20 protein-coding genes are annotated in these 20,492 nt (G+C 58.7%); 12 read left to right on the top strand and 8 right to left on the bottom strand.

The features are described 5' to 3' along the window. Positions 1-21 precede the first annotated feature (21 nt). On the top strand, positions 22-888 hold the full coding sequence (locus ACR0KW_RS02035) for an urea carboxylase-associated family protein (RefSeq protein WP_480803514.1): 867 nt from the start codon (positions 22-24) through the stop codon (positions 886-888). On the opposite strand, the gene argE is transcribed toward ACR0KW_RS02035, so the two are convergent. After that, a complete protein-coding gene (gene argE / locus ACR0KW_RS02030) occupies positions 885-2,042 on the bottom strand; it encodes an acetylornithine deacetylase (protein ID WP_480803513.1) in 1,158 nt (385 codons plus the stop codon). The two genes, ACR0KW_RS02035 and argE, sit on opposite strands and share 4 nt — an antisense overlap. Beyond that, entirely contained in the window at positions 2,039-3,223 is a 1,185-nt protein-coding gene (gene doeA / locus ACR0KW_RS02025) for an ectoine hydrolase DoeA (RefSeq protein ID WP_480803512.1), read from the bottom strand. The genes argE and doeA overlap by 4 nt, the downstream gene beginning before the upstream one ends. Positions 3,224-3,309: 86 nt before the next feature. On the opposite strand from doeA, the gene ACR0KW_RS02020 reads away from it, so the two are divergent. From ACR0KW_RS02020 to ACR0KW_RS01970, 11 genes are all read left to right on the top strand, one after another. Beyond that, complete coding sequence (locus tag ACR0KW_RS02020; RefSeq protein ID WP_480803511.1) at positions 3,310-4,353, top strand: pyridoxal-phosphate dependent enzyme; 1,044 nt, start codon at positions 3,310-3,312, stop codon at positions 4,351-4,353. Next, the gene (locus ACR0KW_RS02015) at positions 4,350-5,495 is read left to right on the top strand and encodes a M24 family metallopeptidase (protein ID WP_480803510.1); all 1,146 of its coding nucleotides are present in this window, start codon (positions 4,350-4,352) and stop codon (positions 5,493-5,495) included. Before ACR0KW_RS02020 ends, ACR0KW_RS02015 begins: the two co-directional genes overlap by 4 nt. Beyond that, a complete protein-coding gene (locus tag ACR0KW_RS02010) occupies positions 5,492-6,199 on the top strand; it encodes a maleate cis-trans isomerase family protein (RefSeq protein WP_480803509.1) in 708 nt (235 codons plus the stop codon). Before ACR0KW_RS02015 ends, ACR0KW_RS02010 begins: the two co-directional genes overlap by 4 nt. A gap of 147 nt (positions 6,200-6,346) precedes the next feature. Further along, entirely contained in the window at positions 6,347-7,438 is a 1,092-nt protein-coding gene (locus ACR0KW_RS02005) for an ABC transporter ATP-binding protein (RefSeq protein ID WP_170324724.1), read from the top strand. Between the two features lie 111 nt (positions 7,439-7,549). After that, a complete protein-coding gene (locus tag ACR0KW_RS02000; protein ID WP_480803508.1) occupies positions 7,550-8,641 on the top strand; it encodes an extracellular solute-binding protein in 1,092 nt (363 codons plus the stop codon). A gap of 66 nt (positions 8,642-8,707) precedes the next feature. After that, the gene (locus ACR0KW_RS01995; protein ID WP_170324726.1) at positions 8,708-9,979 is read left to right on the top strand and encodes an ABC transporter permease; all 1,272 of its coding nucleotides are present in this window, start codon (positions 8,708-8,710) and stop codon (positions 9,977-9,979) included. Between the two features lie 5 nt (positions 9,980-9,984). Next, complete coding sequence (locus ACR0KW_RS01990; protein WP_480803507.1) at positions 9,985-11,196, top strand: ABC transporter permease; 1,212 nt, start codon at positions 9,985-9,987, stop codon at positions 11,194-11,196. 160 nt (positions 11,197-11,356) lie between these two features. Further along, a complete protein-coding gene (locus ACR0KW_RS01985) occupies positions 11,357-12,577 on the top strand; it encodes an aminopeptidase P family protein (protein ID WP_480803506.1) in 1,221 nt (406 codons plus the stop codon). A gap of 110 nt (positions 12,578-12,687) precedes the next feature. Next, complete coding sequence (locus ACR0KW_RS01980; RefSeq protein ID WP_480803505.1) at positions 12,688-13,530, top strand: glycosyltransferase family 25 protein; 843 nt, start codon at positions 12,688-12,690, stop codon at positions 13,528-13,530. A 93-nt stretch (positions 13,531-13,623) separates the two neighbouring features. Further along, a complete protein-coding gene (locus tag ACR0KW_RS01975) occupies positions 13,624-14,016 on the top strand; it encodes a group I truncated hemoglobin (protein ID WP_480803504.1) in 393 nt (130 codons plus the stop codon). Beyond that, a complete protein-coding gene (locus ACR0KW_RS01970; RefSeq protein ID WP_480803503.1) occupies positions 14,013-15,071 on the top strand; it encodes an adenylate/guanylate cyclase domain-containing protein in 1,059 nt (352 codons plus the stop codon). Before ACR0KW_RS01975 ends, ACR0KW_RS01970 begins: the two co-directional genes overlap by 4 nt. A 3-nt stretch (positions 15,072-15,074) precedes the next feature. Here the strand turns inward: ACR0KW_RS01970 and ACR0KW_RS01965 are convergent, their stop codons facing one another. From ACR0KW_RS01965 to ACR0KW_RS01940, 6 genes are all read right to left on the bottom strand, one after another. Next, positions 15,075-15,689 (bottom strand): TetR/AcrR family transcriptional regulator, encoded by a 615-nt coding sequence (locus ACR0KW_RS01965; RefSeq protein WP_170324732.1) that lies wholly within the window; start codon positions 15,687-15,689, stop codon positions 15,075-15,077. 79 nt (positions 15,690-15,768) lie between these two features. Further along, positions 15,769-16,638, bottom strand: coding sequence for a polyphosphate kinase 2 (gene ppk2, locus ACR0KW_RS01960; RefSeq protein WP_480803502.1), 870 nt, complete (start codon positions 16,636-16,638; stop codon positions 15,769-15,771). A gap of 49 nt (positions 16,639-16,687) precedes the next feature. Next, positions 16,688-17,638, bottom strand: a complete 951-nt coding sequence (locus tag ACR0KW_RS01955) for an alpha/beta fold hydrolase (RefSeq protein ID WP_480803501.1) — start codon at positions 17,636-17,638, stop codon at positions 16,688-16,690. A gap of 4 nt (positions 17,639-17,642) precedes the next feature. Next, the gene (gene metA / locus ACR0KW_RS01950; protein ID WP_480803500.1) at positions 17,643-18,581 is read right to left on the bottom strand and encodes a homoserine O-acetyltransferase MetA; all 939 of its coding nucleotides are present in this window, start codon (positions 18,579-18,581) and stop codon (positions 17,643-17,645) included. 39 nt (positions 18,582-18,620) lie between these two features. Beyond that, positions 18,621-19,493: an ATPase gene (locus ACR0KW_RS01945; RefSeq protein ID WP_480803499.1), complete on the bottom strand. Its 873-nt coding sequence runs from the start codon at positions 19,491-19,493 to the stop codon at positions 18,621-18,623. A 50-nt stretch (positions 19,494-19,543) separates the two neighbouring features. Continuing rightward, the gene (locus ACR0KW_RS01940; RefSeq protein WP_480803498.1) at positions 19,544-20,440 is read right to left on the bottom strand and encodes a DMT family transporter; all 897 of its coding nucleotides are present in this window, start codon (positions 20,438-20,440) and stop codon (positions 19,544-19,546) included. Positions 20,441-20,492: the final 52 nt, after the last annotated feature.

Here is a 20,492-nt window from a genome sequence, read left to right as displayed (position 1 = left end):
TAAACGCAGGGGAGGGCGCTCATGAAACTGAAAAAACCAAACTTCGCGGCACCGTCGGATGCGGAGGAGCGCAAGGTCATTCCTCCGGTCATCTGCTACCCGCCCGAAGCGTTAGAGCGCCCGGATCTCGTGGCCTTGTCCAAGCTGCGGACAGGGGCCAAGAAGACGGCCGAGGCCATCGCTGCCCCGCGGGATGCCACCTGCATCGACGTGCCGGCAGGCGCGTTTGTTCGGGTGCTATCGGTCGATGGCCCTCAGGTCGGCGACCTGAATATGTGGAACAAACACGACCTGACCGAGCGGTTTTATTCCGGCAAGACCCGCGCCCTGCATGGGACCCACCTGTCGACCGGAGACCGTATGTGGTCGAGCTTTCCCAATATGCGCCCGATGGCGACCATCGTGGATGATACGCTAGACTGGTATGGGTTCGATGCCTTTGGCGGTTCGGTTCATGACGTGATTGGCACGCGCTGTGATCCCTATACCGGACGGTTGCTGTCGGGCGATGACTATCACTATTGCTGCCATTCCAACCTGACCCGCGCGTTGGCCAGCCATTGCAACCTGCCGCTGCACGAGGCCGAGATGCTGGTCCATGATGTGCTCAATGTCTTTATGTGCACCGGCTTCACACGCGATACTGGCCAGTACTTCATGAAGGCCAGTCCGGTGCGTCCGGGAGACTATCTGGAATTCTACGCCGAGATCGACCTGATCGTTGGGCTCTCGGCCTGCCCCGGTGGCGATTGTTCGTCCGAGCATTCCTCGGACGTAGCCGCCTGTTACCCCTTGGTGATGGAGGTCTATGATCCGGGCGAAGACGCACGCGCGGCGCATGTTCAACCGCCGCGATCCGCCTATGACTGTTCTCATGGAACGGGTTAGGACATCAGGCGACGCCCCAAACGGTTTAACATCCGGCAGCACAGGTCGAGCTGTTCGATCTCGACATACTCATCCGCTTTGTGCGCCTGCGTGATCGAACCCGGCCCGCAGACAATTGCATGCACACCCAGTTGCTGGAACAGCCCGGCTTCGGTGGCGAAGGCGACAACACCGGTGCCATTCGCGCCGGTCAGTTCGGCGACAAGCGTGCGTGCGGCGTTTTCGTCCATGGGTTCAAGTCCCTGAACTTCTGCGACGGCCTCCTGCGTGATGCTGGCCTCGGGGTGAACCGCCTGCATGTCGGGCAGCAGTGTGTGTTGCACATAGTCCGACAGGGTTTTGCGCACCAGTTCCGCATCGCTGGATTGAACAGGGCGCATTTCCCACGCAACTTCGGCCTTGCTGGCAATAACGTTATGGGCAACGCCGCCCGAGATGCGCCCGACATTGACCGTGGTCCACGGTGGCTCGAACGGGCTGCCCTTCGGTGCGCGGGATTTCAGGATGTGGCGCAATTCCAGCAGCTTGCCGATATAGCGCGCCGCGTATTCTGCAGCATTCACACCGTCATCCGGGGCCGAGCTGTGGCCTTCGAGGCCAACAAAGCTGGTGGTGTATTCGAAGCAACCCTTATGCCCCTCGATCACCCGCATCTCGGTGGGTTCGCCGATGATGGCGATGTCCGGAACGATACCGCGCTTGGACAGGTCGTCCACAAGGTTCTGCGCGCCCAGGCAGCCGGTTTCCTCGTCATAGGTAAAGGCAAAATGAAGCGGTTGGGTAAGTTTGCTGATGTCCAGCGTCTCGGCAAAGGCCAGTGCTGCGGCGATGAAGCCTTTCATGTCACAGGTGCCGCGACCATAAAGTCGACCGTCCTTCTCGGTCATCTCAAATGGGTCGGTGGTCCAGTCTTGATCTGCCACCGGAACCACATCCGTGTGGCCGGACAGCAGGATGCCTCCGGGCATGTTCGGCCCCAGCGTAGCAAAGACATTCGCCTTGGCTCCGGTCGCATCCCGCGTTTCGATGCACCGCGCGCCCAGCGCCTCAAGCCGTTCGGTCAGATAGCGGATGATCTCAAGGTTGCTATCGGCAGAGACCGTTTCAAAGGCAATCAGGTCGGCAAGGATTTCGGTGGTTCTGAGCAGGGTCATGGTTTCACAAACAGTTTGCGGGGCCGGTTGCAGAAACATTCGGCAGGTCCGGTTTCGGTGATCAGAATCGACTCGGTGATCTCAAGGCCCCAATCGTCCATCCAGAGGCCGGGCATAAAGTGGAAGGTCATGCCGGGTTCCAGAACGGTCTCGTCCTCGGGGCGCAGGGATATGGTGCGCTCTCCCCAGTCCGGCGGATAGCTGAGACCCACCGGATAGCCGCAGCGTGCACCGCGTTCGATCCCGGCGCGTTCCAGCGGGGCGGCCAGTGCCAGCGCAATGTCGCGGGCCTGATTGCCTGCGCGGGCGGCGTCCAACCCGGCCTCGAGTCCTTCGACCAATGCAGCCTCGGCCCGCAGCAAATGGTCGGGCGGCTGGCCCAGAAAAACCGATCGGCAAAAGGGCGTGTGATAACGACGATAGCAGCCGGATAATTCGAAGAACGTGCATTCACCGGATTTGAAGGGCGCCCCATCCCATGTCAGATGAGGTGCGGCAGCGTCCGAACCTGAAGGCAGCAGTGGTACGATGGCGGCATAATCGCCCCAAACGTCCCCAACACCCGAAATCGCATCATGGTAAATCTGTGCGACCAGTTCATTCTTGCGTAGGCCCGGCTCGACCCTTTCCAACACGCCGTCGATCACGTGCTCCGAGATGCGAGCAGCCTTGCGCATCAAAGCAATCTCTTCCTCAGACTTCACCGCACGCTGCCAGTTCACCAGCGCGTTCGCGTTTTTCAGTTCAGCCTCGGGCAATTCCGCAACCAAGGTCAGATGCGCTTTGGCCGAGTAATAGTAGTTGTCCAACTCGACGCCAATTCGGCCTGCAGCGAGTCCACAGTTTCGGATCAACGCCGCAAGGTCCTGCATGGGATGGCGAACGGTCGATTGCACATAATGGTCCGCATAGCCGAAAATCCGATCATCTTGCATCCAGACCGTGCGCCGTGCGCCGTTGGCGTCCTGATTTCGACCCCACCAGATCGGGTCGCGGTCGTGCAGGACCAGAACGCCCTGGTGCACGTAGAAAGACCATCCCTCGTACCCGGTCAGCCACGCCATGTTCGACGGGTCCTCGACAAACAGGGCATCCAGCCCTGCCTTTGCCATGGCTGCACGCGTCTTTGTCAGCCGACGGTCGTATTCGGCCAGGCTGAAGGCCGGATCGGCATGGGCCATGGGCTGCTCCCTTCGGTGACTGAGTTTTGTTGACAGAACTAGACGAATCCGATCACGTCAATGGGCAACACAGGGAAGACACTCAGTTGAAAATCACATCCAACCCGTATCGTGCCGGTCAGAAACTGATTGAGGGCGCACCGTTTCCGTCTACGAATGTGGCGCGTGCCTCGGAATTGATCGCGCGTTGCCTGTCCGCTGACGAGACCCCATTGACCGAAGTTCCGGGGCTGGCGGATGTCGCGCACCTCTGGGTCAAGGATGAACGTGAGCGGATGGGGCTGGGGTCGTTCAAGGCCTTGGGCGCGGCCTATGTCATTGCGCGCCATGCGGCAGAGACTGCCGAAGCACCGGACACCGCAACGCTGTCGGGCCGCACTTATGTCACGGCCAGCGCGGGCAATCACGGGTTAAGCGTGGCGTCAGGCGCGCGCAGGTTCGGGGCGGATGCAGTGGTCTACATCGCCGATACCGTGCCCGAAGGCTTTGCCGAACGCCTGCGTGATCAGGGCGCAAGGGTTGTGCGTGAAGGGGCGGATTACGCCGCCAGTATGGACGCCGCCAGTAAAGCGGCGAGCGACAACAACTGGACATTGCTCTCGGACAGTTCGTGGGAGGGGTATTTCGACCTGCCGCATACTCTGATGGAGGGGTATTTGCAGATGGCGGCCGAGGCCGCCCGGCAATGCCCGCAGGTGCCGACCCATATCATGCTGCAAGCTGGGGTGGGCGGAATGGCCGGCGCTGTTGCGGCCTATGCACGAACCGTCTGGGGGGATGCACCGCAAATCATCGTGGTCGAACCCGAAGCCGCCCCGGCCTTGCAGGCCAGTATCGAGGCCGGCGCCTGCGTTTTTGCCGACGGCCCCGACAGCGTGATGGGACGGCTCGATTGCAAGGAGCCGTCGCTGATTGCTCTGAACGGCCTGGCGCGCGATGCAGACAGTTTCCTGACCCTTTCTGATGAGCAAGTGATCAGGCATCTTCCGGCCATGGCCACAGCGGGTATCGCCACCACCGCGTCAGGCGGGGCAGGGGTTGCCGCCGTCATGAATGCCCAAGTGCGCGAAGCCCTAGGTATCGGCCCCGATGCCCGTGTCTTGTGTTTCCTGTCTGAGATCGCCGAATGAGAGGCTTTGAGACGTCCGAATTTTGCGCGCGAACCGAACGCGCGCAACGCCAGATGGCGCAGGTGGGCCTGTCGGCATTGTTGCTGACTACCGAGCCCGAGATCCGCTATTTCACCGGCTACCTGACTCGTTTTTGGGAAAGCCCGACACGCCCGTGGTTCTTAGTCCTTCCCGTTTCCGGCAAGCCGATTGCCGTGATCCCGTCAATCGGGGCAGCGCTGATGGCGCAGACATGGGTAGATGACATCCGCACCTGGAGCGCCCCGGACTTGAGCGACGACGGTGTCAGCCTGTTGGCCGAAACTCTGAGTGAGGTTTGTCCGGAAGGGGCGGTTATCGGCCTGCCGGATAGGCACGAAACCCATATTCGTATGCCGCTGGCAGACCTGAACCGGTTGCAGCAGGGGCTGGGGAACCGGGTTCTGGGCAGTGACGACGGGATTCTCCGCGCGCTTCGGATGGTCAAATCCCCGGCCGAGATTGCGAAGATCGAAACCGCCTGCGCCATTGCTGGGCGCGCCTTCCAGCGCGTGCCCGAGATTGCCAGTGAAGGCGTCGCGCTGGACGAGGTCTTCCGCCGATTCCAGATGCTGTGTCTGGACGAGGGCGCGGACTGGGTGCCGTACCTTGCGGGCGGGGCTGAACAAGGGGGATATGTTGACGTGATCTCACCGGCCCGTGCCACCGCGTTGGCACCCGGCGATGTTCTGATGCTGGATACCGGGCTGGTTTGGGACGGGTATTTCTGCGACTTCGACCGTAATTGGTCGATCGGAGCGGCCAACCCTCAGGTGCGTGACGCCTATGCGACGCTGATCGAAGCCTCGGATGCCGCATTCGAGACTGCGCGCCCCGGTGCAACGGCGGCAGAGCTGTTTCACGTCATGAACAATGTCCTGTCACGCACCTCGGGTGAGACGGGCGCAGGGCGGCTGGGGCATGGGTTGGGGATGTCCCTGACGGAATGGCCGTCTTTGATCCCCACCGATCATACGGTGCTGGTGCCAGGAATGGTCCTGACGCTAGAACCGGGTATTGCGGTCGGCGACAAAATCCTCGTTCATGAAGAAAATATCGTTGTCACCCATGGGGCACCGCGATTCATCAGCCCCAGAATCGGCCCGGAGTTGCCCAAGATATGAGCTACCTGCCCTACACGCTGGACAAGGACGACCCCGATGCCTCGCCGATGGGGTTGATCGTCTTGCAAACCGACGAGACGATCGAGCCCGAGTTCAGCACCTATTTCGCCGACCGGCGCGCGCCGATCTATGTTTCGCGTATTCCCAGCGGGGCCGAGGTGACGACGGATTCGCTGGCGGAAATGGAAAAGGCCCTGCCTGCCGCGGCTAACCTGTTGCCCAAGATTCGGCCATACAAGGTGGTTGGGTACGGGTGCACATCGGCCAGCTCGGTTATCGGGTCCGACCAGATCGAACGGATGGTTCAGAAAACCTGCAACGCGGCCGTGGTCACGAACCCTCTGCGTGCGGCGTCGGCCTGTGCGAACCACCTAGGCGTGTCTAAGTTCGCGCTGTTGTCACCCTATATCGAAGAAGTGAACGAACCGCTGCGGCGGGCCTTTGCCAAAAACGGGGTTTTCATGGACGTTTTCGGCTCGTTCGGAGAGGCGGAAGAATCGAAAGTTGTACGCATTACACAGCGTTCCGTGGTGGATGCAGCACTGAGTCTCGGCGCTGATCCATCGGTTGAGGCTGTTTTCATAAGCTGCACGAATCTAAGAACTTTTGATGCTATCCCCGAGATCGCAAGCCGCCTGAAAAAGCCGGTTTTGTCCAGCAATCAAAGCCTTGCATGGCACATGCGGAAACTGAATTCCGCCTAATGGCGATGCAGGCGCATCCGAAAATGTCTGACCTTTGTCACATTTTGGTTGCACGCCGCGTCTCGCATGTCCTTTAATGAGGCCAATAGGTCGTTGAGATCCGGATAAACCGGGCAAACAACAGACCACAGGGAGCCAAGTTGGTATATGTCAAATGACGCAGCGTTCGTCGAGTTTCAGCGTGTCCAGAAGTCTTATGATGGCGAAGTACTCGTTGTAAAAGATCTAAACCTCTCAATGCCAAAAGGTGAGTTTCTGACAATGCTGGGCCCGTCGGGGTCCGGTAAGACAACTTGCCTGATGATGCTGGCCGGGTTTGAAACCGCCACACACGGCGAAATCATGTTGGATGGGAAGCCGATCAACAACATCCCGCCGCACAAGCGCGGTATCGGGATGGTGTTCCAGAACTACGCGCTGTTTCCGCATATGACTGTGGCCGAGAACCTCTCGTTCCCGCTGGAAGTGCGGAAGATGGGCAAGGATCAGCGCGAGGAAAAGGTTAAGCGGGCACTGGATATGGTGCAGATGGGTGCCTTTGGCAGCCGTCGTCCGGCACAACTGTCCGGTGGTCAGCAACAGCGGATCGCTCTGGCGCGTGCGCTGGTGTTCGAACCTGAACTGGTTCTGATGGACGAACCGCTGGGCGCGCTGGACAAACAGCTGCGTGAGCATATGCAGTTCGAAATCACTCGTCTGGCGCATGAGTTGGGGATCACCACCGTTTACGTGACCCACGACCAGACCGAAGCGCTGACGATGTCGGACCGTGTTGCCGTGTTCGATGATGGCCGTATCCAACAGTTGGCTCCGCCAGACCTTCTTTATGAAGAACCAGAAAATAGCTTTGTTGCGCAATTCATTGGTGAAAACAACACATTGGAAGGCGTTGTTAAGTCAATCGACGGCGACTCGTGCGTGGTTGTTCTGGATGACGGGTCCGAGATTGATGCCAAGCCGGTGAACGTCCATAAAGCTGGTGATCGGACCAAGGTTTCGATCCGCCCTGAACGCGTCGAATTCAACAAGGATCGTCTGCACGCCGATGCGCATACGCTGAAGGCCACGGTGAAAGAGTTCATCTATATGGGCGACGTGTTCCGCTTTCGCCTGTCCGTTGCAGGCAATGATGACTTCATCATCAAGACCCGGAACGCGCCGGACGCGGTCAAGTTGCGCCCCGGCCAAGAGGTCGAGATCGGGTGGCTGGCACAAGACTGCCGGGCGCTGGACGCCTGATACAGGAATTCCCCGTGTGATCCGCCCGGGTGCGCGGGACATTAGATGATCGGGTTGCCCCGTGATCCGATCTTCAAAGCTAAAATTAACGGGTATAACAGGGAGTTAATAATGAAAGTTACCAAAACCACTCTGATGGCGAGTGCACTTGCCGCGGTTGCCGGTGGCGCGATGGCCCAGGAGATGACGATCGTCTCGTGGGGCGGCGCATACTCCAAATCGCAGTTGAAAGCTTATCACGAGCCCTATTCGGAAAAGACCGGTATCACCATCCTTAATGACGACAGCTCGAACGAAGCGGTCGCCAAGCTGCGCGCCATGAACGAAGCGGGCAACATCACCTGGGATGTGGTTGACGTTGTGGCCTCGGATGCGATCCGTCTGTGCGACGAAGGTCTGGCGATGGAAATCGATCATGACACGATGCTGGAGCCAGCGCCCGATGGGTCGCCGGCCTCCGAGGATTTCGGTGAACTGATTGTCAGCGACTGCTACATCCCGAGCATCGTATATTCGACCACCTTCGGATATCGCACTGACCTGGTGGGCGACAACCCTCCGACCGAAATCTGCGCAGTGTTCGATCTGGAAACCTATCCGGGTAAACGCTCGCTGGAGAAACGTCCGATCAACAACATGGAATGGGCGCTGCTGTGTGATGGCGTTGCCAAGGACGACGTCTATGACGTGCTGGCAACCCCGGAAGGGCAGGATCAGGCGCTGGCCAAGCTGGACACCATCAAGGACAGCGTCGTGTGGTGGTCTGCGGGTGCCGACACGCCGCAGCTGCTGGCCGATGGCGAGGTTGTCATGGGCTCGACCTATAACGGTCGTCTGTTCAGCGTGATCGAAGAGCAGAACCAGCCGGTTGCGATGCTGTGGGACGCGCAGGTGTTTGACATTGACGGTTGGATTATTCCTGCCGGTCTGGATGAAGAGCGCAAGCAACGCGCGCTGGATTACCTGCGCTTCGCGACCGACACGCAACGTCTGGCGGATCAGGCCAAGTACATCTCGTACGGTCCGGCCCGTGCCTCGTCGGCACCGCTGGTTGGTCAGCACGCTGAACTGGGCATCGACATGGCACCGCACATGCCGACCGATCCGGAAAACGCCAAGAACACGTTCCTGTACAACTACGAGTTCTGGGCTGACTACCGCGACGATATCGACGCCAAGTTCCAGGCATGGCTGGCAAAATAAGCCTGTCTTGAAACGCAAGGTTGGGGCCGCCAATGGCCCCGACCCACCAAAGACCAAGGGACGCAGATGACTGACGCTACTCAATCCGGTCCGATGCTGGCCGCCGATGGCACGCCACTGAAGAAATCGCTGGCGCGATCCCTGCGCCGCCGCAAACTACGGGCGCTGGCCCTTATTGCGCCCTTGCTGTTGTTTGTAATGCTCTCGTTTGTGATCCCGATCGTGTCGATGTTGATGCGGTCGGTTGAGAACGGTATCGTTGCTGAAACGCTCCCACTGACTGTGGTTGAGCTGCAGAACTGGGATGCCGAAGGTGGAGAGCTGCCCGACGAAGCTCTGTACGCCGCGTTTATAAAAGACATGATCGTGGCCGTTGAGGCGAAAACGCATACGAGACTTGGCACACGCCTGAACTATGAGCAGACGGGCATGTCCTCGATGTTCCGAAAGTCAGGTCGCAATATCAAGCGCTTGGACCCCGAAGCTGATGCGCCGTTCAAAGAAAAGCTGATCGAGATTCACGACGGCTGGGGCGATGTCGAGACCTGGCGCACGATCAAAACCCATGCGGTTCCGATCACGAACGGTTATTTCCTGAACGCCGTCGACATGCGTCGCACACCCGAAGGTGCGCAGGCACAGCCCGAGGACAAACAGATCCTGATCAAACTGTTCGGCCGTACGCTGATGATGTCGCTGATCATTACCGGTGCCTGCATTCTGTTGGCCTATCCGGTTTCGTATCTGCTGGCGACGCTGCCAATGCGCGTGTCGAACCTGCTGATGATCCTGGTGTTGCTTCCCTTCTGGACTTCGCTGCTGGTGCGAACCTCTGCGTGGAAAGTCATGTTGCAGCAGCAGGGCGTGATCAACGAAACATTGGTCTGGCTGGGGTTGGTTGCTGATGACGCACGACTTGTGATCATCAATAACCAGTTCGGCACAATTATCGCGATGACCCACATTCTGCTGCCGTTCATGATCCTGCCGATGTATTCGGTGATGCAGACGATCCCGCCATCCTACACCCGCGCGGCCAAGTCGATGGGGGCGACCAACTGGACGACCTTCTGGAGGATCTACTTCCCGCAATCCATTCCGGGCATCGGCGCGGGGTCGATCCTCGTGTTCATTCTGGCCATCGGCTACTACATCACGCCCGAGATCGTGGGCGGCACCAAAGGTGTCTTCATTTCGAACCGAATTGCCTATCACATCTCGTCCTCGCTGAACTGGGGTCTGGCTGCGGCGTTGGGGACGATCCTGCTGGCGGTCGTTCTGTTGCTCTACTGGTGCTACGACAAGATCGTGGGCATCGATAACGTGAAACTGGGATAAAGATCATGGCAGCACTTACACCTATATCCCGCAAACCGTTGTCGGTCGTTCTGCCGGCGGTCGCCATTGCCGGAGGTTTCGTCGGCATGTTCGTCGGTGCCGGGCAGGGCAATGTCCTGCTGGGCATCCTGATCGGCGCCGCGCTTATGGCGGCGCTGGCCTGGGTCTACATCACCGTGCTCGACAATGAACGTGTTGCGCGCTGGATCACCGTTCTGGGGCTTGGCGCCATCGGGTTCTTCTTTGCCGGGATCACCGGATTGATTGCCGGGCTTCTGGTCGGCTGGTTCTTTGCCTTCTTCATCTTCTGGCTCTACGAGGGCCGCTATCGGCAAAAGCTGTTGCCCTATCTGACAGGTCGGCAGGTGTTCGAGCATTATCTGTTCCGCGTGATTTGCGGTGCGATCTTTGTCTTCCTGATCACGCCGATCCTTGTGGTTCTGCCGCTGTCTTTTAACGCACAGGACTTCTTTACCTTCACGCCCGAGATGCTGCGGCTGGATCCCGAAGGGTATTCGCTGAAGCATTACCGCGATTTCTTCACCAACAATGAATGGCAGCGCAGCTTCAAGAACTCGCTGATTATTGCGCCGATTGCGACGATTATCTCGGTGTCTTTGGGGACGCTGGCGGCCATCGGCCTCAGCCAGAGCCACGTACCCGGGCGTAGGGCCATCATGGGTATCCTGATCTCGCCCATGATCGTGCCGTTGATCATCTCGGCGACGGGGATGTTCTTTTTCTACAGCGACATCGGGCGGTTCCTCGAGGGCACGCTGGGCATGGACAAGAACTTTGTGGGCTATGTGAAGGTTATCCTCGCTCACGCTGTTCTGGGTATTCCCTTTGTGATCATCACGGTGACTGCGACTCTGGTCGGGTTTGATCAGTCGCTGACCCGCGCGGCTGCGAATATGGGGGCAGGGCCGGTGCGGACCTTTTTCAAGATCCAGATGCCGCTGATTCTGCCGGGCGTGATCTCGGGTGGCCTGTTTGCCTTCATCACCTCGTTCGACGAGGTTGTGGTGGTGCTGTTCGTCGGTTCGGCCAGCCAGAAAACACTGCCTTGGCAAATGTTTACCGGCCTGCGTGAACAGATCAGCCCGACTATTCTGGCGGTGGCAACGATCTTGGTGGTCATCTCGATTGCGCTGCTGACCACGGTCGAACTGCTGCGGCGGCGGTCGGAACGCCTGCGGGGTCTCAGCCCGGCTTGACGCGACTCGAAAGCTGATTTAGCCCTTTCACCATGCACCCCGGTCGCGATGGCGTCGTGACGTAAAGCGGGGTGTATGGCTCTCGGTTCCCGAGGCCGCTTGTCCTGAACGCCGGGACTTGTGGCCGGGCTGTGCCTGTCCGGCATTGAGGAGAGACCAAATGACTGATCTGCAAAATCGCCCCGAGTTCTTCACCTGTCACAATGGCGACAAGGCTCCGCTGCCCTTCAGCAAGTCGGAATATGACCGCCGTCTGGCCAGCCTGCGCGCAACGATGGCGGCGCGCGATATCCCGGCGGTGCTGCTGACGTCGATGCACAACATCGCCTATTACTCGGGCTTTCTGTATTGCTCGTTCGGCCGTCCGTATGGCTGCGTGGTGACACAGGACGCATGCACGACCGTGTCGGCGAATATCGACGCGGGGCAGCCCTGGCGGCGCTCGGTCGAAGAAAACGTGATCTACACCGACTGGAAGCGGAACAACTACTGGCGCGCTGTGGCCAACCTGATCGGCTCGGCGTGTCGGATCGGTATCGAAGGTGATCACATGACGCTTGCCATGCGCGACACCGCGCTGGACATGCTGGGCGGGCCAGAGCTGGTGGACATTGCCCCCGATACCATGGCCGCACGCATGGTGAAATCCGCCGAAGAGATCGAGCTGATCAAGGGTGGCGCGCGCACGGCAGATGTGGGCGGTGCAGCCATTCACGCTGCCATCCGCGAAGGCGCGACCGAGATCGATATCGCCATGGCCGGTCGTGACGCGATGGAAGCAGAAATTGCACGCGCCTATCCAGATGCCGAGTACCGCGACACGTGGGTCTGGTTCCAATCCGGTTTGAACACCGATGGTGCGCATAACCCGGTCACCAAACGTGCACTGCAAAAGGGCGATATCCTGTCGTTGAACACCTTCCCGATGATCTCGGGCTATTACACCGCTTTGGAGCGCACCCTGTTTCTTGGTGAGCCCGACGCGGAAAGCCTGCGCATCTGGAAGGCCAACGTCGCCGCGCATGAGCTGGGGCTGAGCCTGATCAAACCTGGCGCGACCTGCTCGGGCATCTGCGAAGAGATCAACCGCTTCTTTGCCGACGAAGGCCTGCTGCAATACCGCTCGTTCGGTTATGGCCACTCCTTCGGTATTCTCAGCCACTATTACGGTCGCGAGGCCGGGCTGGAACTGCGTGAGGACATCGACACAGTGTTGGAGCCGGGCATGGTTGTCTCGATCGAGCCGATGCTGTGGATCCCCGAAGGCCAGAAAGGCGCGGGTGGGTATCGCGAGCATGACATTCTGGTCGTCGAAGAAACGGGTGCCGAGAACATCACCGGCTTCCCGTATGGGCCGGAACACAACACGATCAGCGCCTGATCGTATTGCAAGGAAGGGTCTTCGGCCCTTCCTTACATCCAATCCGAGGGTGGGGTTGATTGTCCGGTTCGGCGGTGTGTATCTGACGATACTGTTGGAAAGGAAATGCCGTGGGACAATACGAACTGCCATCAGGAACGGGGGTCCGCTTTATCAACCTCGACCGGGTGCCCGAGCGTGCCAGCTTCATGGAAGCTCAGTTCGCCCACACAGGGTTGGTCGGCGCCCAACGGTTCAGCGCGGTGGACGGACAACAATCTGGAACTCTCGACGGCAACGGCTATGCCCCAGGAACCGGTAGTCGTTGGGGATTGAAGCAAAGCGAAATCGCCTGTTTCGAAAGTCATCGTGCCGTGTGGCAGGCAGCTGTGGACCGGGATCTGAAGGCGGTTGCAGTCTTCGAGGATGACGTTGAAATGTCCGCCAACGCCGGGAAGGTCATCGCGGCACTGCTGAATGTCGGAGACGGGTTTGACCTCATTAAACTTGATTACTCGCCCCGGTCCTTGCGGTTTGGTCCGTTGCAGGAGATTGCAGGGGTCTCGGTAAGACCGATGTTGGAAATGGCCCCCAGCGCAGCCGCCTACATCGTGACGCAGGCGGCCTGCCGTAAACTGTTGTCCTGGTCCGAGCAGTATTCGGACCATCTGGACGATTTCATATCGATCCCGCGTCCGGATTGGCGCATGTATCAGTGCTTTCCAGCGGTCGGGGTGCAGATGATCTGGTCCAAGCAACAGGACCGGACCGCCGAAACCGTCAAGGTCAGCGAGCGATCGCAGGACCAGAAAACCAACAGTGGTCTGGACAAGGGGCCACTGTGGTTCCGCGTTCGGCGTGAACTGAAGGCGACGGGACGCAAACTCTATTGGCGTGCGGGCGGTCAACGTCGTTTGCTGGAAGATGGCGGGTTTGTCGGGTTCATTCCATGTGCTGACGACCTGAGTGTGTGATCGCAAATCAGGCTTGGATTCCCCTGATACCAGCCGTGCAACGCATAAGCGTTAACAAAACTGTCGATTTGATATAACCTTGCAGTGTTGTTTGTGGTTAACGTTTGGGTGTTTGGTGTGGGGCAGACAATCTATGAAAGATACGGCGGGTTCAAAACCATCAGCCGGATCGTAATGACATTCTACGAAATGGCCTTGGAGTCTGATCAGATCGGCGGCTATTTCGAAGACATCGACATGCCGCGCCTGATCGACCACCAAACCAAATTCGTGTCTTCTTTGGTGGGTGGGCCCGCATCCTTCAGTGATGAACGTATCGAAGCGGTTCACCGGCATCTCAATATCTCTCACGCAGATTTCGACGAGATGGCCGAGCTTTTTGGCGAAGCACTGGCCATGCACGGGATGGAGGAAGGGCACATTAAAATCGCCCTGAACGCCATTGAATCCAAACGCGCAATCATTGTGGCGCGTGACGCCGCATGAGTATCCTGGCCATCAATGAACAGCTGCTTCGGGCCATCGGAGTTGGTGTTGCGGTCGTACGTGCCTCGGATCTGAGTTTTGTGTTTCACAACGGGCCATTCGCTGAGTGGTTCGGGAAACCAGAAGAAGGGCAGACGCTACTGGATATCCTCCCGTCGCTTGATCTGCGTGAACTGGAAGACGTAAAGCAATCTGGCCTGCGGTATTCGGTTGAACTGCAGATCAAGCCAAAGCGCCGAACGTTGATTTTCGCGACTGCTGTGTCACTGGCAAATGGACTGTCCGAGCAGGTTCTGGTTGTCGAATGCCAGAACATCACCCGCATTCGCGAACTTGAAAGCATGATCGACAGCTATTCGACCATGGTCGAGCGCAACACGCGTGAATTAGAGCGCGAGAAGGAGCGGGTGGAACGGCTGCTGCTGAACCTGATGCCGCGCGCTGTGTACGAAGAGTTCAAGACGTTCGGAGTGGTCACGCCTCAGCTATACGACCAAGTATCAGTAGTGATGCTGGATTTCGTGGGCTTCACCGATTTCGCGGCCAAGACCGACCCGACCGTGACGCTGAGCGAGCTGAACGACATTTTCACTGCTTTCGACCGTATCGTCGAACAGTTCGGGTGTGAGCGGATCAAGACCATTGGCGACGCCTACCTTGCCGTGTCAGGGATGCCCGATGCGACGCCGGATCATGCGACCGCCGTGGCACATTGCGCGGTTCGGTTCCTGCGGTATCTCGAGCGGCGCAATGAAAGCCACCCGCATAAATGGCAGGCCCGGATCGGGTTGGGCATGGGGGCTGCGGTGGGCTCGGTCGTGGGGATACAGAAATATGTGTATGACGTGTTCGGTCCGGCGGTGAACATTGCTTCTCGTCTGCAAGTCTTTGCCAATCCGATGAATATCGTCGCGCCTGAAGAGATGAAATACGCCCTGATCGACGAGTTTCAGGTCTCGGACATTGGGCGTGTCGACATCAAGGGTATGGGCGAGATGGACCTGATCAACGTGACCTCAGGCCTCAGCGCGCCGCAGCCGTTGTCGCGGTTCTGACCCTTAATCGTCCTGAGGAACCAGCCCAAGACCGCGTAGATAGATACCGATCCCGGATTCCAGCAAATCCTCGGGTGGGAAGGGGGAACTGGCGCCAGTGTTGCGCGCGAACAGTTCGACAACGCCGTGGCTCATGGCCCAGATATGGGCGCTGAACATCGAGGCGGGCGGGCGTTTTTCGGGCGGGATGTGCTGCGACAGATCCGAGGCCGCTTTCTCCAGCACCGCTTTCGCACGGTTCGCCGCCAGCGCCAGTTCGGGCGTACGGTTGATGGAAATGCCGCTTTCAAACATGGCGATGTAGTGGCCCGGATGCTTGCGGGCAAAGGCCAGATAGGCACGGCCCGTTGCCTCGAACGCGGCCAAGGCCGAGGGTTGGCCTTTGTCATAGGCGTATTGCATCAGGTCAGCGAACATTTCGAACCCCTGCCGTGCGGCCTCGGCAATCAGGTCTTCGCGTCCGTGGAAATGCCGATAAACCGCAGCCGGAGTGACCCCTGCGGTTTTGGCAGCCTCGGACAAGGTAAAGCCGGTCGGGCCTTTTTCTTCAATCAGAGACAGCGCAGCCTCGATCAAAGCTTGTTTCAGGTTCCCGTGGTGATACCCGCGTTTCGTCATCCCCGTTTCAGGTGCCTTTGTTGTTTATGCCGTCGGAACACATGACATAATCCCCGTTGTGGCCTTCGTCCACTCTTGGTCATGCGTCCCAGATTTCCGGTCCGCCGCAGATTTTGGGATCATTCGGCCCGATGGCGTCCTCGTCCTTTTCGTCATAGTCCAGCGCGTGCAGGACCGTCCGAATGGCCGCCAGCCGCGCGCGTTTCTTGTCGTCGGACCGGACAATGGTCCACGGACAATGCTCGGAATGGCTGCGGGTCAGGGTTTCCGAGATCGACTGGCTGTATTCGTCCCATTTGTTCAGGCCTGCCACGTCGATCGGGCTGAGTTTCCACTGCTTCAGAGGGTCCGTTTCGCGGGACAGGAACCGGTTCAACTGCTCGGATCGGCCGACATTCAGCCAGAACTTGAACAGAGTAATCCCGTCATTCACCAGCCCGGTTTCCAGCGGCAGGACCTGCCGGAAGAACCGTTCACGCTGTTCTGCGGTACAAAAACCAAATACGTTTTCCACAACTCCACGGTTGTACCAGCTTCGGTCAAAAAACACGATCTCACCGGCCGACGGCAGATGCTGGATATAGCGCTGGAAGTACCACTGGCTTTGCTCGGTGTCCGAAGGTTTACTGAGCGCTACGTTACGCGCGCCGCGTGGGTTGAGGTTTTCGCGGAACCGCTTGATCGTACCGCCTTTGCCAGCGGCGTCGCGGCCCTCGAATATGAGGGCGATCCGCTGATCGGTTTCCTTGACCCAGGACTGCATCTTGACCAGTTCAATCTGCAGCCTTTCCATCTCTTTTTCATACTCCTTACGCTTCATGCGTTCGTCGTAAGGGTAGGTCGGGTTCAGAATGTCGTCCTTTTCGGACTTTTCGATGGCCGAACGTACCTCTTTCGGGGCGTCCTTTTTGAAGTACGTTTCGATGGAACCTTTTTCGGAACGGGCCATGTGTTACCTCGCCATAAAATCCATATCCTACTATGGATTAGCCGAGGGCTTAACGCAAACCCGCACGTTGTGCGGCGCGGTCGATGGCGGCCGCAACTTCGGGCGCCGCCACGACCTGCGGCATGTGCCCTATGCCCGGCAGCTCGATCAGTTCAGCACCGGGGATTTCATCGATCAGACGTTGGGAATGCCATTCAAGGACAACAGTGTCATCGGCAGTACCGTGAACGATCTCGGTCGGGACGTCGATCTCACCGTACCGGGGTTGCAGGGCCGTCACTTCTTCCAAAAGATTGGCGCGCTGCTTTGAGTTGGCGTGCATCGAAGCGCGGCGCATGGTCAGACCGGGGCCGAAATGATTGGCATAACCCTCTGGGGCTGTCTGGGGTGCGAACACCCCGTCCAGCGCTTTTTCGACGTACCAATTGGGTGCAAAGGCGGTGATAAACGGCAGGGTTACGGCGCTGCCGACAGAGGTGGACGCCAGTTGGTTGAAACCGTCCAGAGGCGTTTCCCACGGGATCGCGGCAGGTGCGATCAGGACCAGTGCCGAAATGTTGTCGGGCCGCGTTACCGCCCAGGCGAGCGACACCGATCCGCCATAGCTTTGACCCGCAACGATAGGTTTTTCGGCCCCCAGTTGGGCCGCGGCCCTTTGCAGGATTTCTGCCTGCTCTTCAATGGTTTCACCGTCCGAGTTGAAGCTGGCGCTGTAGCCCAGTCCGGGGCGGTCGAACACAATGACGCGATAGCTTTCGGCCAATATCGGGGCCAGCGCAAAGGTCATGTCGCGTGTATTGCCGCTGGAGCCGTGAAGCAGCACCACATCCGGTCCTTCGCCCATCACAACAGCATGGACCGGAATACCATCGACCTCGACGATCTGGCCTTCGGGAGGAAAGGCGGTCTCGGCGCGGGCCTCGTTTTTGGCTGCGCGCCACATCGCGACGACCCATAGCGTGACCATCAAGGTCAGAACTATGATGCCGACGCGCAGCACTGGGTCAGGCCCTCAGATCGGTCTGATCGACACCAATCCGGCTGATGTCATAGGGGGTGGTGCCGTAAATTTCGCTGATCCAGTTGCCGTAAAGCAGGTGCGCATGGCTGCGCCATCTGTTCTGCGGCGTCTGGGTCGGGTCGTCATCCGGATAGTAGTTCATCGGCACGTTGATCGGCGTGCCATTGGCGACGTCGCGGTCATATTCCTGTTTCAGAGTGTCGCTGTCGTACTCGAAATGGTTGAAGATATAGAGAGCGCGGTGCGCCCGATCCTCGACCAGACAGGGTCCGACATCGTCACTGCCCAGCAAGGTCACCAAACCACCCGCCGTATCGATCTCATTCTGCTTCATCTCGGTCCAGCGGCTGACCGGGATCACGCAATCATCCGAGAAACCGCGCAGGAACGGCGATGCCGGGTTGAGGTTCGAATGGCGGAAACAGCCGAACGCCTTGGCGTCCAGCATGTGTTTTTGCACGCCATGGAAGTGGTTGATCATCGCCATCCCGCCCCAGCAGACGCCAAAGGTGGAATGCACGTTCGTCTGTGTCCATTCAAAGACCTCGCGCATTTCATCCCAATAGGTGACATCGACAAAATCCAGATGTTCGATTGGGGCACCGGTGATGATCAGGCCGTCAAATTTCTCGTCCTTGACGTCCTGAAAGGGGCGGTAAAACTCAGCCATATGTTCGGCGGCGGTATTTCTGGTGCGATGCTCGGTCATGCGGATCAAAGATAGGTCGATCTGCAGCGGCGTCGCCCCGATCAGGCGCGCGAATTGGTTCTCGGTCTGAATCTTCTTGGGCATCAGGTTCAGCAACCCGATCCGCAAAGGGCGAATGTCCTGACGCATCGCTTGATCCTCGGCCATGACCGAGACGCCCTCTTTCGTAAGCACGTCAAATGCAGGAAGGTCGGCGGGAATCTTGATAGGCATCAGGTGCAAGCCTTTGGAGTTTCAGTGTAGAAGCGGTAATTAAGCGTGGTTCGCGCGGGTCTCAAGGGTGCGTTCGATCAACTCATCGAAATCAGAGGCGTCTCGCACCTTGTGCATGTCGTCGGCGGTGACCGTGACTCCCCAGTTCTCGGCCATTGCCTCATAGCGCGGCTGACGATGCGCCAGCGCTTGCGCATAGGTCCAGCGGATAAAGGCGTCGGGGTCCACATCCTCGGCCCGGTAGTCGTGCTGGGTCAGGTAGTCGTCCCAGACGCGGGTCAGAAACTCGGGCTGATAGGACATCGGCTTAGGCGCCTTGTCAAAACGGCGGATCAGCTCGGCGGTGTGATCCTCATCGCCTTGTATCCAGATCATCAGGGTCTGGCGGGACAGTTCGGACAGAACATGGTCGGCCGGGTCGTTCGGGTCTACCCATTCACAGATTGATCCGCCCGTGTCGCAGATGAAATGCGGATATTGATACAGGCGTTGTGCACGGTCGATGAAGTATTCGGTATCCAGCAGGGCGTGGATTTCTGCCAGACGAAACTGTTCTTGACGGCGTCGGTATTCAGTCAGCTCCATCCCGCCCAAGTCAGGATTGCCGGGTTTGCCTAGATAGGCGGCCACAGGGGTCAGGTTCTCGAACGTGATATTCGAGCCGATATAAATCGAATCTGATAGCAGAAGATCGCGCAGGAACGGGACCTTCATCGCCTCGGCCTTGGCGTTGTCGGTGATGTATTCGCCCATGTAGCGGGTGCCGATGCGGTAGTCGATCGAGTAGTGAAACCAGTCGCCGGAATCGCGCAGGACGTTGGACACATATGTCTTGCCCAGACCCGACATGCCGAAGAACAGCACCTTTTTCCGCGCCGCGTTGCGCCAGTCTTTTGCCGAGCCGTAGATCATTGTCCGCTGTCCCTTTTTTCCGACCTAGCTAAAACGGGCAGCGGGCGGCGTCAATTGCGGGAGCCTGCACGATTGAGGATCAACAGCCCCAAGGCAAGGACGGCAAAGCCCAGAAAAGCCTGCGGAGGCAGGGCCTCATCCCGCAAAACCGCGCCCAGGACGATCGCGACCGGAGGGATGACCAGCGTGACCAGCAACAGATTTCCTGCACCGGCCATGGACAGAACCCGATAGTACAACAGGTAGGCTCCGGCCGTGGCAATCAAAGCGTAATAGCCAATCGCTGCCCATGTGATCAGGGGAAGGTCCAGACTTGGTGCGCCATCGACCACCAGCGTGATCGGTAGGATCAGCAAAGTCGATCCGGTCAGCATTCCTGCCGCGGCGACGACAGGAGGCAGGTCAGACAAGGTGACGCGCGCCCAGGCACCGGCCAGCGCATAAGATACCGTGCCTGCAATGATGGCCAGTTGGGCCATACTCTGCAGGTCGAAACTGGCAAAGTTACGTATCCCGATGGCAATTGTGACTCCCAGAAATCCAAGGCCGACGCCAACCGCACGCCCTCGGCTGAGGCGCTCGTCCTTGAAAAACAACGCTGCGACGATCACGCCAAAAATGGCCGTCATCGCATTCAGGATCGAGGTCAGGCCGGTTTCGATATAAAGCTGTCCCCAGGCCATAAGGGAAAACGGAATGGCGTTGTTCAGCAGCCCCATGACCAGAAACGCCAGCCAAACGCGTGGCCTGTGCGGAACAGCCAGCCGCCGAACCCGAACCACAAGCCAAAGCACCAGCATGGCCCAGAAAACGCGATGAAATACTGAGGTCATTACCGGAATCGTGTCCAGCGCGATACGGATTGATAGGAACGACGCGCCCCAGATCAGGCCCAGCAAAAGAAGCTCGGCCCATGCTTTCGGTGAGAGGTGTTTTTGTGCTGCCATGCCACCTTTTCGCATCCCCTGCGCACCCGTTCGACCCGAAACCTGCGCAAAG

It is taken from the genome of Ruegeria sp. CG11 (genome assembly GCF_056537245.1).
This window is presented reverse-complemented; position numbering and strand designations above follow the sequence as displayed.

Excerpts from the sequence above, each read along its gene's own strand:
- ACR0KW_RS02035 (WP_480803514.1), top strand. The coding sequence starts at position 22 with ATGAAACTGAAAAAACCAAACTTCGCGGCACCGTCGGATGCGGAGGAG.
- argE (WP_480803513.1), bottom strand. The coding sequence starts at position 2,042 with ATGACCCTGCTCAGAACCACCGAAATCCTTGCCGACCTGATTGCCTTT.
- doeA (WP_480803512.1), bottom strand. The coding sequence starts at position 3,223 with ATGGCCCATGCCGATCCGGCCTTCAGCCTGGCCGAATACGACCGTCGG.
- ACR0KW_RS02015 (WP_480803510.1), top strand. The coding sequence starts at position 4,350 with ATGAGAGGCTTTGAGACGTCCGAATTTTGCGCGCGAACCGAACGCGCG.
- ACR0KW_RS02010 (WP_480803509.1), top strand. The coding sequence starts at position 5,492 with ATGAGCTACCTGCCCTACACGCTGGACAAGGACGACCCCGATGCCTCG.
- ACR0KW_RS02005 (WP_170324724.1), top strand. The coding sequence starts at position 6,347 with ATGTCAAATGACGCAGCGTTCGTCGAGTTTCAGCGTGTCCAGAAGTCT.
- ACR0KW_RS02000 (WP_480803508.1), top strand. The coding sequence starts at position 7,550 with ATGAAAGTTACCAAAACCACTCTGATGGCGAGTGCACTTGCCGCGGTT.
- ACR0KW_RS01995 (WP_170324726.1), top strand. The coding sequence starts at position 8,708 with ATGACTGACGCTACTCAATCCGGTCCGATGCTGGCCGCCGATGGCACG.
- ACR0KW_RS01990 (WP_480803507.1), top strand. The coding sequence starts at position 9,985 with ATGGCAGCACTTACACCTATATCCCGCAAACCGTTGTCGGTCGTTCTG.
- ACR0KW_RS01985 (WP_480803506.1), top strand. The coding sequence starts at position 11,357 with ATGACTGATCTGCAAAATCGCCCCGAGTTCTTCACCTGTCACAATGGC.
- ACR0KW_RS01970 (WP_480803503.1), top strand. The coding sequence starts at position 14,013 with ATGAGTATCCTGGCCATCAATGAACAGCTGCTTCGGGCCATCGGAGTT.
- ACR0KW_RS01965 (WP_170324732.1), bottom strand. The coding sequence starts at position 15,689 with ATGACGAAACGCGGGTATCACCACGGGAACCTGAAACAAGCTTTGATC.
- ppk2 (WP_480803502.1), bottom strand. The coding sequence starts at position 16,638 with ATGGCCCGTTCCGAAAAAGGTTCCATCGAAACGTACTTCAAAAAGGAC.
- metA (WP_480803500.1), bottom strand. The coding sequence starts at position 18,581 with ATGCCTATCAAGATTCCCGCCGACCTTCCTGCATTTGACGTGCTTACG.
- ACR0KW_RS01945 (WP_480803499.1), bottom strand. The coding sequence starts at position 19,493 with ATGATCTACGGCTCGGCAAAAGACTGGCGCAACGCGGCGCGGAAAAAG.
- ACR0KW_RS01940 (WP_480803498.1), bottom strand. The coding sequence starts at position 20,440 with ATGGCAGCACAAAAACACCTCTCACCGAAAGCATGGGCCGAGCTTCTT.